Source organism: Tardiphaga sp. (assembly GCF_028290785.1).
GTDB lineage: Bacteria > Pseudomonadota > Alphaproteobacteria > Rhizobiales > Xanthobacteraceae > Tardiphaga.
Genome location: NZ_JAQGJD010000405.1, coordinates 1 through 15,990 on the forward strand (window position 1 = coordinate 1; position 15,990 = coordinate 15,990).

A 15,990-nucleotide genomic window follows, 5' to 3' on the forward strand; every position below is an offset into this window, starting at 1 on the left:
GGAAGGTTCGGAGTTCGGTTTCGCCTGGGGCCCATTGCAACTTGGGCAGAGGGATACCGAAGCGATCGCGCTCCTGGGATAGCGTAATCTGATTGTCGTAAGCGGGAATTTGTTCGATCCGGACATCGAGTCGCAGCTCGGCGGAAGACGGCAAGAAGGTCTTCTGTGTCAATGCGCGCCAGAGACCAAGACTGGTGAGCAAATCGCGGTTGATCAGGAGGTAAAGCAGTTTACGCAATGAATGCTGAATCTCGTGCCGCTGATAATCACGGACGAGCATTCTTAGCCCGTCGAGAGGCGTGCCGTCAGATATATGCAACCGAACTTCGGCATAGGCGCTAGCGACCGCGTTGGCAGCTTGTGCCTGGTCGCTGAGCTGGAAGTAAAGCTTCCGACGGGTGCTCCCCCAGTAATCATAGCCGAAAAGGCGGTTCACGCGGCTATCGTCAGCTGGCATAAGGCGACCGACCTCCCGGCGGATATGATCCTGAAAATAGTGGCCCAGTGCGCGGCAGTTCTCGAATGCACGATGTTGCGTTTGTTGATCGAGCAGCAATAGCAGTCGCGTCGTCTCGATCGTGCCGGCTGTGATGAGAAATTGGGCGGCTTTGACAGTGATGGTACGACCGTTGAAAGAGCGCGCCTCTACCGAAGCCAGACGGCCCGCCGCTGCATCGACATGCAAGTCGCAAACTGTTGATCCGAGATAGAGCTGTAAACCGGAGTTGCGGGCGATCTGTCGCTGAAGTCGCCGGCCGATATTCCGGCGCCGGAAGTTTGGCCATTTCGGGAGCCGGATCTGAATATCGGGGTCTCGCCGTGGAATGACGGTATCGGGGTCCAATCCGTCAAGCACGTCGCCTTCGAAGCCGCTGTCGTCCAGACCGAAAAGTTCTTCTATCTCTGAAGTATAGACGTCCAAGTCGTGGATCGGAAAGGGCCAGCCATCCAGTGATAGGTGCGGGCGAGGGCTCGTATCATGCGGTGTGAGAGGCAAGAGGCGCCCGCCCCATCGGCGCGAGGTGCCGCCTAGGCCGCGGAGCCGCCCGGTCATGGCTCCCGCGTATGCCGTCGTCGATGTATCTGCGCGGTTGAGCTCATCGATGTCCGGCTCGACGGTTTGATAGCCGCTTTCCAGCAGGATAACCGAATAGCCTTTCTTTGCGAGACGAAGTGATGCGACCAGACCGGCAAAACCCGCCCCGATAACGCATATCTGCGCGAACTTCGTCTCGTCAATTTCTGCGTCGCGGAGGTCTCGAATAGACATTCGCTTGTCCGCGGTCGATCACTCCGCCCAAGGCGGCGCGATTGATTGGAGAACTGGCTGGAGAATAGCCCCTATTGGTGCGTAGCAAGAAGAGTGCCGCGGGCGGAACTCATGCAGAGGCATCCGTGGGATTCGTTGTTCTTTCCGATCGCGCAAGGGCACGTACCGTTTTTCGACCACATACCGCCATCTCCGCTGCTGGAGTAGGCCGTTCGGGATAAAAAAGATTTCCGGCGGGCGTGCGTTGAAGCCGGCGGAAGTCTGGCCGTTGGCTTTTACCAACGGGGTAAGTTGCTCCATATCCGAGCACACTGCTTTGAATCTAGAGCGATGAGTACCGATTGATCAGCTCAGAAGATCTCGTTCTGGCTTCAACGAATATTGTTTTCGATGCAGGCTCTGAAGTTTCCCCACGTCGATACGACAAAGCCACAACGCTGACATTTGACTTCCTCGGTTTCCCGGAGGATTTCGGGCATTTGGACGGACGGGCTCCCGCATTGGGCGCAATGAAATTCGCGCCAACCGGACAAGCGAGAGTCTTTTTCCCAACTACAGTCGGACATGCGCACTCCTGCCGATTGAGACGAACTACTTATGCAATAGCGAGGCCAGCTCTGGCATGTCGATTGCTTGATATTAGGACGAAGACATGATGGGCATCATGCCCGGGGCGTTGGCGGTCTCCGATTAAGTAGGACCTATGGCTTATCCCGCACCGCTCACGACGCTGGAAGTCGTCGATGCGCAGGCCCCTTCTCAGGAAGCGGGGGTCGCGTCGATGGCCTCAGGCGATGCCTTTAAGGGTATCTGCATCTTCCTGATCGTGTTCGGTCATAACAAGAGTCTTGAATACGCGAGCCCGGAATTTCGCGCCTTTCTGTACCTGTTCCACGTTGCGATGTTCCTTTACTTGCCGTTTCTGCGGCCGTGGGAAACGTGGGGCCGAACGAAGCCGGCCGATCTGGTCGTACGCTACGGATGGCCGTGTGTCGTGTTCACTGTCATCTACACGCTAATGTTCGTGAAATTCTCCGGCCGCGCCTTGACGGAGGTTCCGGTCTTGGCTGGCGAGGCCGTATTGGCCATGAGCGCTCGCGCATTCGATCACGCGACGGGCCTGCAGTTGCTCTGGTTTCTTCCGGCACTGATCGGCATACGCTTTGCGATGATGATCGTGGCGCCACTGAGGGGCATCCAGGTATGGGCCGTGCTGGTCGTGGCTCTGATCGCTCATTGCCTGATCGGCCTGCTGCCCGACAGCCTGAAATACATCACACCGTTCGGTTGGCCCGTCGCAGCGCTGGTGCTGTTTCCTGGCTTGGTTATCGCGCTATTGGACCTTGGTGAGCGCCGGGTACCGGTGTGGGCCATTTGTAGCCTGGCCGCGCTCGCATTGGCGCTTACCTTCTCGACGGGCCTCATCAATCGGGGCCATCCACTGAATGTCGGGATGATCTTTGTCCCTTCGATCGCCACACCACAAAAGCTGTTTGCGTTGGACGTGATCCAGCTCTCCGCCTTTGTGATCCTGTTGGCGGTCAGTCGATGGCCCCCGATCCAAATTGTGTTCGGCGGGCTGGGCAGGATGTCGTTCGAAGTCTTTGTGCTCCATCAGCCAATCTACATTGCCATCCGGTCCGTCGTGCCTGCGGCGGCGGCAGCCAATCTGGGTCCGTGGGTTACAGGAGCTCTGACGCTCGCCATGACGATGCTCCTTGCCATGGGCCTCGCCTTTATTATCCGCAGCCTACCTCCCGTGAACAAGTTCCTGTTTCCAGGCGGAGTTGGCACGTTCGGCCGGCTATGGCGGCCGCACGTCCAACAATGACGGGCGCCGATTTGCGGTGCGCGCATGTATCGGTGTGTCAATGAGTGGGCGTTCGAGACCCTCAATAGAGGCAACAGGCGGGGTCAACATGGAGTATGAAACGAGCACCACAAACGGCCGAAGTAGCGTCAGTGACGTTACGGATGCCTTCGCTCGACACCTTGAGGGGTGGGGCGCCTTCGCCCTGCTCGGCGTTCTCCTTCTCCTCACTCTCGTAGTGCTTGCGCATAACGGGATCTTCGGAATTGCCGAGACCTTTTCCGACGAGCACGACCATTTCAAGCGTTCGATAATGTTCGCCGCCATCGCCCATGGAAACCTGAGCCTTGAAGCCATCGGCACGTTTTACGCGGGAGGCATCTGGCCACCATTGTATCCGATTGTGATGGGAAGCATTCAGGCTGCGACGAATTCCAGCGTTGGCTTTCTTCGCGTCGTCAACGTTCTCTTCGCCTATGCCGGCTGTACTCTTCTGATTGCCGCGATATCGCAACGCGGTGGGCGATACGCTGGCGTCGCTATCGTCTGTCTGTTCTCCGCTGGAACGCATTATTACTACCAGATCCGGCCTGAAAACCTTGTTCTGCTGCTTCTTGGCGTCATCGTGTTTCTGGTCGTCAAGCGGGAGCTATTCTCGGCCGCTATGCGGTCGACGCAGCGCCGTGCATACGCTGCTTGTGGAACGTTAGTCGCACTCGCGTGCTTGACGCACGCATTCCTGGCGATTTTTGGCATTTACCTCATCGTATTAGCGCTGCTCGCGATCCGGCAGCGGTTTTGGTTCATCGTGGCCTTCGCCACAGTCGCCGGACCCTATGTCGTGGCGCAGGCGCTCATTCACAACGGAGCGGTGCTTTTCGCGACGACAGCCGAGGAGAATTTGGCTAGGAACAACAACGCATTTCTGCGAGATCATGAACGGCCAGAGGCGGATGACTTGCTCTTCGAAGAGATGGAGCGGCGCTACAAGGCCGGCGACAAGGTCATCTACCCGCGCCCGCTTGTGCTTCCGCAGGCAAGGTATCAGCAGTGGCTGCACGACGAAAACAAGCGACGAATCTTTAAACAGATGGCGTTCGATGAAGTGCGCGCAAACCCCGCAGAAGCCGGCGTCCGGGCGCTGCGCCGCTTAACGAGCCTTGTTGAGGGCGAAGGATGCGTCGCTGGCTATCGCTACGGCTGCAATATTGGTCCGAGAGTGGACCGGTTGGCATACTACTGTCTGGAATTGCTGGCGTTGATCGGTCTCTTCGTTGCGGCAAAAAGTGAACTTTCGCGAATGACGGCGTTTTCTTTTGCGTTGGCTTGTTTGGCGATGCTGACACCGATGATCGCTACTCAGGCGGTCGAACGCCAGTTCGTGATTGTCCTTATCCTGGCGTCGTTTGGCGGATTAGTGCGGCTGAGACCGCTGCGAATGTAGGCAAAAAAAGCCGCAACGATCCGAGGTGGCGCTCGGTAAAACGTACTAATGAACATCAGATAGCGACCGGCGCGCATGCGAAAATGCCTGCAGGACGGCGAAACGAGGATTGAAGATCGTCTGTAACGTGTCGATTGTGTAGTTAATAGTTTTGTCCGAAATCAGGGCATATTCTGCATATAAAATGCTCTTGCCGAAACTTGCATACATTCGATAGCTTATCAAAAGTGGCATTTTCCTTTAGGAGGATCCATTGCGTTTTTCAGCTCTAGACGGCTGGCGTGGTATAGCAGCCGTTGGGGTTGCGGTGTTCCATCTCAGCGTTCTCGGTCACTTTTTTGATGTTTCTTTCATCAGAAAGGCCGATGTATTTGTAGATTTTTTCTTCGTGCTGAGCGGATTTGTTCTTACGCACGCTTATGGCGGTCGCCTGTCAAGCAAGGAAGAGTTTTTTTGCTTCGCTATTCGTCGTTTCGGGCGGCTATGGCCGCTGCATATCGTTACCACGCTTGTCTTGGTCGCGATCGAAGTATTGAAATTTGCAGCCATGAAGTTCGCTGGGCTCGGGGCTGGAGCTCCTGCCTTTGCAGGGCGTACCGGATTGGATGCACTTGCCTATAATATTTTTCTGCTTCACGGGTTGGGCTTTTTCCCGGACTTCACCTGGAATTTGCCGAGTTGGAGCATCAGTACCGAGTTTTACGTCTATGCGACTTTCGCGGGCGTTTGTGTCGTTTTTGGGCGACCTTCCGCGATGATCGCGGCAGTGGCCGCGCTCTTGGCTGGCTTGGTATTTTTCGTGTTGCTTGGCGGGCACGCGGGTCCGCCACCGCTCTACGCGGCGGTTCCGCGGTGCATGTGCGAGTTCTTTATTGGCGTTCTTGTTTATCTGCTTTTTCGATCGATGCCGCAGTCGATCGTATCCGGTGCATCATGGTTAGAAATACCCGTCGTTCTTTTGATGGTGGCAGTGGTCTCGATGATGCCTCGAAGTCATCTTGCCTTCGTGAGTCCGTTTCTTTTCGGTGCGACAATCTTCGTCTTTGCGACTGGGGGAGGAATCGTCTCTCGTCTCCTAGAGTGGCGGCCGATCCAAAGTGTAGGAGAAATTTCGTACTCGATCTATCTCGTTCATTTTGTCGTTTTGACGCTGTTCAATGCGTTTACGCGTGCGTTGGAGCAGAAGTTGCACGTGCCGCTGCGTGCACAATTCGTCCACGATGGAGCGCCTTTCGACGTGCTGACGGCCGGCGGCCCGTGGGTTCTCGATCTGGTAGCGCTGGGATATCTCGTTGTCGTGATCTTGGTATCGAGGCGTACCTACGAGCTGAGTGAGATCCCTGCGAGGGATTATTTCAATCGTCGGGCAGCGGCGGCATTTGTCGTGTTGCCGGCGGAGAAGCCGGAGAGTACTGACGCCCCTTGGTGTGCTGAGCGTTCCCTTAGGTCAGGCGCGGCGACACGCGGGCGGTCGTCCTGATGTGCGTCGTTGAAAGTGGAAGCAAACGAACTTGAGATGACGACCCCGTAATACTGTGTGACGAGTTGGAGTAGAGCACGTGGGCTTAGCAGAGGCGTCGTTGTCGAGTATGTCGGTTCCGCTGATCGTCGATGTCGACGGAACGCTGCTGAAAACCGATTTGCTGATTGAAACGTTCCTCGCGCTTCTCTCACGCAAACCGTGGAAGGCGCTTTTAACTTTAGCGGAGTTGCGGCACGGAAAGGCCGCTTTCAAAGCGCGTCTGGCAAGCTTGGCCGAGATCGATGTCTCGCTGATGCCAGTGCGCGAGGAGGTCATTACTTTCCTTCGGGCGGAGAAGGCGCGGGGGCGTCAGATTTACCTGGCATCGGCGGCCGACGCGCGGCTCGTAACCGCACTCTCCGAGCATCTAGGTTTATTCGACGGCGTGTTGGGATCGGATGGAAAGGTGAACCTGTCCGGGGCTGCGAAAGCGGATGCTCTCTGCGCGCGGTTTGGCAAGGCCAAGTTCGATTATGTCGGCGATAGCCGGGCCGACCTCAAGGTATGGAGCACGTGCAACGTCGCGCTCGTGGCCGGGGGACGCGGCGCCTGGCGATCCGCTATTGCGAGCGGTCAGCCTGGTGTGGTTGAAATCATTGGCTCCCCACCCCGCCTTCGCGACTACATCTCAGCGCTGCGTCCACATCAATGGTTGAAGAACGTTCTAGTATTCGTTCCGGCTGTTGCGGGGCACGTCTTGATGTCGACCTGGTTCGGGTCGGTTCTTGCCTTCGTAAGTTTCTGCCTGTGTGCATCTGCAGTGTATATCATCAACGATCTGCTCGACTTGCGTGCCGATCGGCAGCATCCCCGGAAGCGTAAGCGCCCGTTCGCATCGGGGCGCGTTCCCCTTATCCATGGCGCAATGATGGCGCCGGTCTTGTTGATAACCGCGTTTTCGCTTACGGCGTTCCTGCCGCGCGTCTTTGCTGTCGTATTGACCGGTTATCTGGTTCTGACCACGCTTTACTCCTTCTGGCTCAAGCGCAAGGTGATGGTCGACGTGGTGGCCCTCGCATGTCTATACGCCGCCCGGGTCATCGGCGGATCGGTAGCAACAGGTGTGCTCATCTCTCAATGGCTGGAGGCCTTCTCGATTTTTTTGTTTCTCAGCCTGGCCCTGGTGAAACGTTCCGGCGAACTCGTGGATCGGGTCAATAGCGGGCGAGGCGATCCGGGTGGGCGCGGGTATCGGCTCACCGACCTGCCGGTCATCGAGTCCATGGCGGCCGCCAGCGGCTATCTCTCGGCATTAGTGATGGCGCTTTACCTCAATAGCGACGCTGTTATGCATCTCTATTCGAAGCCGCACCGCTTGTTGCTGCTTTGTGTTGCGGTATTATTTTGGACGAGCCGCATGTTGCTAAAGGCACATCGGGGACAGATGGACGATGATCCCATTGTTTTTGCAGCGCGCGATCGTGTCAGTCTGGGCGTCGGGACTTTGTGCCTTGGTCTTGTGTATATCAGCCTATGAAGCCGACACCTCATCGCGTCATCGCGACCTACGGTCTGTTCTGCGTCATCGCGATTGCGACGAACCTCGGCACCCAGGGCGCATTCAACTGGTTGTTGGCGGACCAGGGTGTCGGCGAGCAGATCCGGCTGCTCCTGGTGCTTGCCGGCGGCACGATGGCAGGCCTTGTCATCAAGTACGCGCTGGACAAGCGCTATATTTTTAAGGATCGCAGTCGCGATCTCAACTCTCATGCCAAGAAATTTTCGATGTACACGGCGATGGGTCTCGTGACGACGGCTATCTTCTGGATAACGGAAGCGATGGTGTTTCTGATCGTACCGACAACCACCGGCTTGATGGTTGGCGGCGGAATCGGGCTTTGCGTCGGCTATGTCGTCAAATATCACCTTGATCGGCGGTTTGTGTTCGAGGTGGCGGCGTGATGCTTTCAGGCTGGGGACGATACCCCACGTTGCCATGTACAGTCCATCATAGCCGCGGTGAGACCGATATCATGGAGACGATCGCGTCGACCAAGAGTCTAATCGCCCGCGGGGCAGGGCGGTCCTATGGCGACGCGGCGCTCAACGCGCAAATGACGTTGCTAATGGCTGGAAGTAGTCGAATTCTATTCTTCGACGATCAGACAGGTCGACTGACCTGTGAGGCCGGTATGCTTCTTGCCGATATCCTGAAGGTTTTCGTGCCGCGGGGATGGTTTCTTCCAGTCACGCCCGGAACCCAATATGTAACTGTGGGAGGAATGATCGCCTCGGATGTGCACGGCAAGAACCATCACGGTGCTGGCAGTTTTGGCGTGCATGTCGAGTCATTTGATCTCGCTGTCAGTAACGGGCAGATGCTGCGCTGCGCCGCCGGTGAAAATGTCGATCTGTTCAACGCCACGATTGGTGGCATGGGGCTGACCGGCGTGATCCTGCGCGTGACCTTTCGCATGCTTCGCATTGAGACCGATCTGATATTGCAGGAAACGATACGGGCGAGCAATCTGGGGGAAGCCTTCGACGTGCTTGAGCGTTCGCTATCGTCCACTTATTCCGTCGCCTGGATTGACAGCCTTGCAAAGGGTGATCGGTTAGGTCGTGCGGTCGTGTTCACGGGGGAGCATCTGGCGGCAGCAGAGTTGCCCAAGGAACGAGCTTCAACACCATTCAAGTCTAGCCAGCACTCCGAGCGAAAAGTGCCATTCGATTTTCCCGGTATTACGTTGAACAGGTTTAGTGTGTCTGCCTTCAATGCCGTCTATTTCGCATCGCGCAAGCCGGGGCGTTTGATCGTCGATTATCAGCCATATTTCTATCCATTGGACAGCATATCGCAATGGAACCGAATCTACGGGCGTGCGGGTTTCGTCCAGTATCAGGTTGTGTTTCCGCGAGAAGGTAGTCGGGAAGCTATTGCAGCGATCCTACGCCGCGTCTCGGATTATGGGGTGGGTTCATTTCTCTCGGTGCTGAAGCTATGCGGCAGGCAGCGCAATGGTTTACTGTCATTTCCGCGCGAGGGATACACGCTAGCGCTCGACTTTCCCATCAGAGCCCGAACCTTCAGTATGTTGCTTGAGCTCGATCGGATCGTGGATGATCATGATGGCCGGATCTACCTGGCGAAGGACGCGCGGATGGGGGCTCGCATGTTCGAGCGCGGATATCCCCGGACGGCTGAATTTGCCCTCGTGCGTCAGCAATTTGATCCATCCCGTAAGATGCGTTCGGTTCTCTCCGACCGACTGGGTATCTGATGACAATTGTCTCGCCGGTATTGATCGTGGGTGCTGCGTCCGACATCGGGCGTGCGATAGCAGCTGAGTATGCCAAGGCTGGAGCGTCACTCATCCTGGCTGCGCGTGACGTTCGCCGGCTAGAGGATGATGCAAAGGATCTGTACTACCGCTATAAGGCCGAAGCCCAGCTTGTGGAGTGCGATATTCTTGACGCCGCTCAACGCGAGGCGCTGGTAGGAAACATGACTGAAGTACCCGGAACCGTTATCTCGGTTGTAGGTCTTCTCGGCGACGAGACGATTGCATGGAGCAGTCCGGCGGCGGCGAACCAAATCATGCAAGTGAACTATGTCGCACCGTCGCTATTGCTTGGGGCGTTTGCCAACCGGATGGCCAAGATGCCAGGAGCGTGCATCATTGGAATTAGCTCGGTGGCTGGGGATCGTGGGCGCAAGAAGAACTATACGTATGGCTCTGCAAAGGCGGGTTTCACGGCGTTTTTGTCCGGTCTTCGAAACCGTTTCGGATCGAGTGAACTTCATGTGCTCACGGTGAAGCCCGGATTTGCAGCCACACGAATGACGCAAGGAATGGCCCTCCCATCGTTCCTGACGGCAAGTCCAGAGCAAGTTGCACGGGCCATTCTGGAGGCCCATCGCAGGAGGAAGAACGTTGTTTACGTTCTGGGTGTCTGGCGATGGATTATGCTCATCATCCGCGCGATCCCTGAGCAAACATTCAAGTCGATGGATATTTGAGTAGGGCTTCAATTTATTGATCTGGGTCGTTTCAGTTGGTTATTAGCGATTTCTGGCACTGTCCTTGCTTAGTACAATTGACGAAATTAGTGGATTTCTGGCCAAGTTCAATTTCTGTGCTTTCCAAGACGCGTGTATTGTAAAGTGGTGTCCGAGTAAGGGAGCATATCATGCTCGAACTGCATCAAAATTCGTTGCGGGTCGACCAGGAAATCAATCAGGCGCCGCCATTCGGCGAACGAAATCTGAGCCTTTCGGGTTTCCTTGCGATATTTCGCCGGAACCGTTCATTGGTCCTGGGCTGTCTCGTGCTCGCCTGGGGAATTGGCGCGACTGTCTATGTGACGTCTCCCAAGATGTATACGTCGCGCGCGCGCATGATGTTGGATGCGACAAGATCGAAGTTCCTTTCATCGCAGCAGGCGGGCGCGTCCGACGGTGTTTTGGATGCCATGACAGTCGAGAGTCAGGTCGAGGTGCTGCGATCGGAGGGAGTTGCCATTGCCGTCGCAAAGAAGCTGGAGCTCGCCAACGATCCTGACTTTACCACATCAAGCGGGTCCCCGGTGGCGACGATTGTCAGGTTTGTCGTCGGTCTCTTTACGGAATCTTCCGATCCCAGCGAAAGTCGGGTTTCGCGTGCCGCGGTGGACAATTTGCTCGAGAACTTGACCGTGACGCGCGTCGGGCTGACCTACGTCATCGACATTAGCTTCCGCGCGCGCGATCCGAAGAAGGCCGCCGTGATCGCCAATGCGTTTTCCGATGCTTATATTGCAGGTCAATTGGAAGCAAAGTACAGCGAAGCAAAGAGAGCAGCTGATTGGCTGCGCGAGCGCATTGCTGAGCTGAGGCAGGAATCCTTTATTGCCGAGAGCGCGGTGCAAGATTTCAAGTCGCAGAATAATATTGTCGATACCAAGCTCGGTCTCATCAGCGAGCAGCAACTGGGCGAGTTGAATACGCAATTGGTCATCGTCCAGGGGCAGGTCGCCGAGGCAAAGGCGCGGCTTGACAGAGTCAATGTCGTCATGACCGAAGGTGTTACAAACGCAGCCGTTGCCGATACGCTGAAAAGTGAAGTCATCAGTAGGTTACGTCAGCAATACCTCGATATGGTGCAGCAAGAAGCGCAGCTATCGAGAAAATACGGGCGGGAGCATGGAGCCGCGGTTAACTTGCGAAATTCGATGGCTGGCCTACAGCGGTCAATGGCCGATGAGGTAAGTCGCATAGCTGAGTCCAACAACAGCGATTACCAGATAGCGCTGCTGCGCCAACAGGCGCTCACTGCCAATGTGAACGCTTTGATTAAGGGCGAGGCGCTGACGCGCAAGGCACAGGTAACGTTGCGTCAGCTAGAAAGTACGGCGCTCAGCTATCGAGCAATTTTTGATTCGTTCCTCCAGAAATACGTGCAATCTAACCAACAAACATCTGTGCCATCGACTGAAGCGCGCGTTATCACGATTGCTACGCCGCCGGAGAAGAAGAGCAACCCCAAGGGTGGCATTATCCTGGGCATTGCAAGTGCGCTCGGACTGATGGCCGGCGCGGCTGCTGCGTTTGGACGCGAGGCGCTGGATCGGACATTTCGTTCAACGGAGAGCGTTGAATCGACGCTGCGTGTTCCCTGCTTTGGCGCGTTGCCATTCGTCGCAGGCCGCAAGCTGCGGAGATCGGGGCCGAAGTTGCTTGGCCTTGGACAACCGAAGGCGGACGTTCCCGCTCGTGACCTTGATCCCGGCGAATCGATTGCGAGATATGTGATCAACGATCCGTTTTCACGCTTCGCCGAAACGCTTCGGACGATACGCGTTGCTGCCGATCATGCCGGCCTGATTGGAAAATCGAAAGTAATCGGTGTCGTTTCGGCTCTGCCTGAGGAGGGATCAACGACGATTGCTGCCAACCTCGCGCACTTGGTGGCGCATGCTGGCAATCATGTTTTGCTCATCGACGGCGGGCTAAGAGATGCCGGCTTGACGCGAGCCTTGGCTCCGAAAGCGGCGACCGGCTTGCTTGATGCGATCGGGCGTCCGGACGATACAAAAGAGTTCTTCTGGCAGGATGGGGAAACGGGACTGAAGTTCTTGCCAGCGATCACGCAGGAAAGGCCTATCCACACTGCCGAGAAGCTCTCATCGCTTGGAATGGATCTGTTGCTCAAGAAGGCCAAAGAGAACTTCGACTATATCATTATCGATCTCCCACCGTTGACGAAGGCCGTCGATGCAAGGGCCATCAGCCCCCTGATCGAAAAGTTCGTCTTCGTGGTTGAGTGGCGAAAGACGTCCTACGACGAAGTCATCGGGGCATTGTCCACGGCACCGATGGTTTATGAGAAGATGCTGGGCGTTGTGCTCAATAAAGCGGCAGCCTGAAGGTCTTTCGGCGTCGAGCCAAGCGGGTCCGCTCTCGCGGAAACGGCTACCAGCGTTGATTTTCCGCGGATCGTCACGGGCCAGTCACCTATCCAATTCACCACATTAAAATACCCTGGATTGTCAGGACGCCGCGCGAGGTCCTGGGTCTTAAGCGTTAATTAACGCAAATTGGTCATTTTCGATTAACCGATGTTGCCCGAAATCCTCGATTCTCAATAAAAAACCATAGCCAGATCAAAGGGGTTGGACGGGGTCGATGTGCCTTGGTACGGCATCTGCAGGTCGTTGCTTAGAATGCGTGTGCGTTCCTACCAATGAGGCTGCCCTTTTGATGAATGAGTTTACGACTACCAATTTCAAGGGCGGTTTTTGGACCATGCTTTCCTCGGGAAACACGCGGCGCTGCTTCGCGTGGGCTGGGCTGGCGTTGATTTCGTCCCTCCTAGGAGGCTGCGCCGGCGGGGTTTTGCCGTCCAGCGGCCCGGCATCGGCGCGGGTCTTCAAAGATTCGGTGGAAACCATCGGCAACCCCAATTCAGTGGTTGGTTACGTCGTCGTCAATCTTCGCCCCGAGATCGTAAGTCTGTTGAATTCAGAAGATGGCGGTCGCCTGTTCAGCAACATGAGGGGGCGCGGCAAGACGAGCGTCGCGCTCGGTGTCGGCGACGTTGTCAGCATCACGATTTACGAAGCGCAGCGTGGCGGATTATTTACCTCGACTGAGGGCAATGCCGCACCTGGCAACGCCGTCGAGATACCTCGTCAACAGGTGGACTTGGCTGGCAACATAACCGTGCCCTATGCCGGAGCGATCAAGGCAGCGGGACGGTCCCCGCAAGATTTGCAGCTGGAGATCAAGAACAAGTTGAGTGGTCGTGCGATCGACCCGCAGGTCATTGTTTCGGTCGCCGATCGAATCTCTAACAGCATCAGCGTTCTTGGCGAGGTCAATACGCCTTCTCGTATTCCGATAGAACCTGGTGGCATCCAGTTGCTGCCGGCGCTTGCCAAGGCAGGGGGCACGAAGGCTCCTGCATTTGAAAGCCTGATCTCTATCCAAAGAGACGGCAGGATCGACAGCGCGCTTCTCGTCGCTGTGAATGAGCGCCCGGACAACAACATTCAGCTTCGCCCGGGTGATGTCGTGACCGTGACGCGTCGTCCGCGTTACTTCCTGGCCTTTGGAGCTACCGGCCAAACGACAACCTTGGGCCCGCTAGATCGACGATTCCCCTTCGATTCGTATCGTATGTCGCTGGGAGATTCGCTCGCAAAGGCGGGTGGCCTGCAGGACGATCGGGCGCAGGCGGCAGCCGTGTTCCTGTATCGATTTGAATCGCGAAAGGCACTTGAGCGTATGGGCGTGGATGTTAGTCAACATCCAGGTCCGCTAGTTCCGACGGTTTACCGGGCGGACCTCGAAGATCCATCGGGCTATTTCCTAATCTCGGACTTCATCATGAGAGATCGAGATATGATTTACGTCTCTAACGCGCCATCCGTTGATTTCCTGAAGTTCATCACGCTCATCCGATCGGTGCCGCAAACTGTGTCCGATTACAGAGCTGCAGTGCAGTAGAGGCTCGATTCTGATTTGACCTAGCTTCCTATTGGCCGTGTCGGGATTTGACCGCCGGACATGCGTTGCGCTTGCTCATCTCTGCATCACAATTGTACAAATCCCGCAGATGCTAACCGGCGGTTTGCGGTGCGGGATCGAAAGTACTGGACTTCATGTGTGGTTCCGGTAGTCCATAGTTGCCTTGGTAATTTTTACTTAAGAGGCGTTTAATTCTATTCAGTTAGTTTGTGAACTAGTCGCAGCGAGAGCTCATATGAGCGCTACCATCATGCTGATTGCAATTAACGGACTCGCTGGCTTCGCTCTCGGTCTCCTCGGTCGGAGTCGAGTAGCGATATTTGCACTCTTCGGCACTATGATTTTTTCCGCAACTGTACTTTGGGCTATTGTTGAAAGTCAGGTTGTTTGGAAGACTATAATCTGCATGTTCGCCGGACAAGCCGCCTTTCTTCTGGCGTCTGCAGTGGTCTTTTTTTCAAGCACCCAGAGCAGTTCTTCCGCCGTCGCTCCCGCGCAGGGCGCGAAGGCCCGAGGCGTCAAGCGTTGGGCAAAGAAGCAAGCTAGCAAAGTCCGGTAGTCGAGCTTCGGCAACATCCCTGCGGAGATGCCGGCAGCTCCCGCTGGCCCCTCGATTGAAAGATCCTTCTCCGTCTGAGCCGCTTTTAGTCTGTGTGACGGGGTCTGGACATCAACTGCAGCAGCGTCGCGGCCGGCGCTTGTCGGCACCGGCGCACTTCTGGGACCGCAGCCGGGTGGTCAGGTCGTGAACGGATGTTGTCGGTGCGTGGCGCATTGCGGCCAGCCCACGTCCCGCAGCGCCTTGCAGCGCAAACGCGATCGCCACAGATATCCGCCATCGACCGCCTGGTTGATCGTGGGTGACGGGTCGATCGGTTCGCCCACGCTCCACATCCGCTCGTTCCAGCGTTGACAGATGAGGCCGTCCGCCTTCTGTATAAAATCCTCGCCTTTGACGCGAAGCACTTCCGACTGCTGCGCCAGCATCACTGTTATACCCTGGGCTCTGGCTAGCTCCTTCTTGAGGGCCGACCGCATGCCGCCTGATAACGGCATCGGATGCTTCGGGGCCATGCTGCATCCTTTGGGGGGCATAAGGCAACCAATCGAATTGCCTACCTTGCGGCAAGTCGACAAGCCTCATCTTCGTCAATGGTGGGATCATCGCAATCCATAAAACGAGAGCCTGCGCTAGATACCAAGCGTCCGCCCCGGAACGGCCGGAGGTCTTAAGACGCAGAATGGACGATCCAGTCGGCCCCTTTGAAGTGCCAGACGAGGTGGTCCCGTGGCGTTGGTGCCATCCGTTTTGGGTCGAACAGCTGAGGGGCGTAGAGCAGCGGAGATACTGGTTCGTCGGGACGGATGAGGAAGCCGCGACGATCAAGGCACTGGCTTTGATTGGATGGGGCGGTCCGATGCATCGATTGCGCACTTAGCTCGGAGGCCGACCCGCGGCTGCAAAAGGCGAGCGGACGAAATTCTCGCTGCCCAGGATGCTTTTGATGCCGCCGATAGAGCCGCCATGGCTGCCGTTAGATACGAAGCAGCGAGCGACAAACTTTCCGCAATTACTGACGAGATTGCCGAGGTCTGCGATCGCATGGCAGAGCTCGAGGCCTCAACCCTTGACCTGAGCTTTACGGCTCATACGCATGCCACGGGGCACCCATCCCGGCTCAACCGGAACATGGGCAAGGACGATTATGCCGTGGAGGAATGCTGTGCAGAGTTGGGGGCGGCCTTCGTCACTTCGAGACTTGGAATGAGCTATTCCGACGCGCAATCGCCTGCGTACCTTGATCACTGACTCAGGGTTCTCAAGAAAGAACCGAAGCACAATTCACCATCGCCTCCGAACTTCGGAGGACACGTCGTGACAGGTTCCGTCGGGTTCCACCAGCAAAAGCGCGTGCAACGTGGACATATTAATGGGTTTTTGAGAGGCGGGAGCTGCTTTGAGGTCCGTGGGAGTTTTGACGGAAACAGGCTGCTG

12 protein-coding genes and 1 pseudogene are annotated in these 15,990 nt (G+C 56.4%); 11 read left to right on the forward strand and 2 right to left on the reverse strand.

The features are described from left to right. A partial coding sequence (locus tag JWR89_RS25575) for an FAD-binding protein (RefSeq protein WP_299721000.1) occupies nucleotides 1–1,270 on the reverse strand: 1,270 nt, incomplete at its 3' end. Between the two features lie 703 nt (nucleotides 1,271–1,973). Between JWR89_RS25575 and JWR89_RS25580 the strand changes: the two genes are divergently transcribed. The 10 genes from JWR89_RS25580 to JWR89_RS25625 all read left to right on the forward strand — a co-directional run bounded on the left by JWR89_RS25580 (nucleotide 1,974) and on the right by JWR89_RS25625 (nucleotide 14,553). Beyond that, nucleotides 1,974–3,101, forward strand: a complete 1,128-nt coding sequence (locus tag JWR89_RS25580; RefSeq protein WP_299721001.1) for an acyltransferase family protein — start codon at nucleotides 1,974–1,976, stop codon at nucleotides 3,099–3,101. Nucleotides 3,102–3,189: 88 nt separating this feature from the next. Continuing rightward, nucleotides 3,190–4,524 (forward strand): hypothetical protein, encoded by a 1,335-nt coding sequence (locus JWR89_RS25585; RefSeq protein WP_299721002.1) that lies wholly within the window; start codon nucleotides 3,190–3,192, stop codon nucleotides 4,522–4,524. Nucleotides 4,525–4,777: 253 nt separating this feature from the next. Next, nucleotides 4,778–6,004, forward strand: a complete 1,227-nt coding sequence (locus JWR89_RS25590; protein ID WP_299721003.1) for an acyltransferase — start codon at nucleotides 4,778–4,780, stop codon at nucleotides 6,002–6,004. A 109-nt stretch (nucleotides 6,005–6,113) separates the two neighbouring features. Further along, the gene (locus tag JWR89_RS25595) at nucleotides 6,114–7,523 is read left to right on the forward strand and encodes a UbiA family prenyltransferase (RefSeq protein WP_299721004.1); all 1,410 of its coding nucleotides are present in this window, start codon (nucleotides 6,114–6,116) and stop codon (nucleotides 7,521–7,523) included. Next, a complete protein-coding gene (locus tag JWR89_RS25600; RefSeq protein WP_299721005.1) occupies nucleotides 7,520–7,948 on the forward strand; it encodes a GtrA family protein in 429 nt (142 codons plus the stop codon). Before JWR89_RS25595 ends, JWR89_RS25600 begins: the two co-directional genes overlap by 4 nt. Before the next feature lie 71 nt (nucleotides 7,949–8,019). Further along, entirely contained in the window at nucleotides 8,020–9,267 is a 1,248-nt protein-coding gene (locus JWR89_RS25605) for an FAD-binding oxidoreductase (RefSeq protein WP_299721006.1), read from the forward strand. Further along, nucleotides 9,267–10,007: an SDR family oxidoreductase gene (locus tag JWR89_RS25610; RefSeq protein ID WP_299721007.1), complete on the forward strand. Its 741-nt coding sequence runs from the start codon at nucleotides 9,267–9,269 to the stop codon at nucleotides 10,005–10,007. The genes JWR89_RS25605 and JWR89_RS25610 overlap by 1 nt, the downstream gene beginning before the upstream one ends. A 170-nt stretch (nucleotides 10,008–10,177) precedes the next feature. Beyond that, on the forward strand, nucleotides 10,178–12,391 hold the full coding sequence (locus JWR89_RS25615; RefSeq protein WP_299721008.1) for an AAA family ATPase: 2,214 nt from the start codon (nucleotides 10,178–10,180) through the stop codon (nucleotides 12,389–12,391). A 334-nt stretch (nucleotides 12,392–12,725) separates the two neighbouring features. Then, nucleotides 12,726–13,973: a polysaccharide biosynthesis/export family protein gene (locus JWR89_RS25620; RefSeq protein ID WP_299721009.1), complete on the forward strand. Its 1,248-nt coding sequence runs from the start codon at nucleotides 12,726–12,728 to the stop codon at nucleotides 13,971–13,973. A gap of 256 nt (nucleotides 13,974–14,229) precedes the next feature. Then, a complete protein-coding gene (locus tag JWR89_RS25625; protein ID WP_299721010.1) occupies nucleotides 14,230–14,553 on the forward strand; it encodes a hypothetical protein in 324 nt (107 codons plus the stop codon). Between the two features lie 85 nt (nucleotides 14,554–14,638). On the opposite strand, the pseudogene JWR89_RS25630 reads toward JWR89_RS25625, so the two are convergent. Next, a pseudogene (locus tag JWR89_RS25630) lies at nucleotides 14,639–15,068 on the reverse strand (hypothetical protein). A gap of 451 nt (nucleotides 15,069–15,519) precedes the next feature. On the opposite strand from JWR89_RS25630, the gene JWR89_RS25635 reads away from it, so the two are divergent. After that, a complete protein-coding gene (locus JWR89_RS25635; RefSeq protein WP_299721011.1) occupies nucleotides 15,520–15,804 on the forward strand; it encodes a zincin-like metallopeptidase domain-containing protein in 285 nt (94 codons plus the stop codon). Nucleotides 15,805–15,990: the final 186 nt, after the last annotated feature.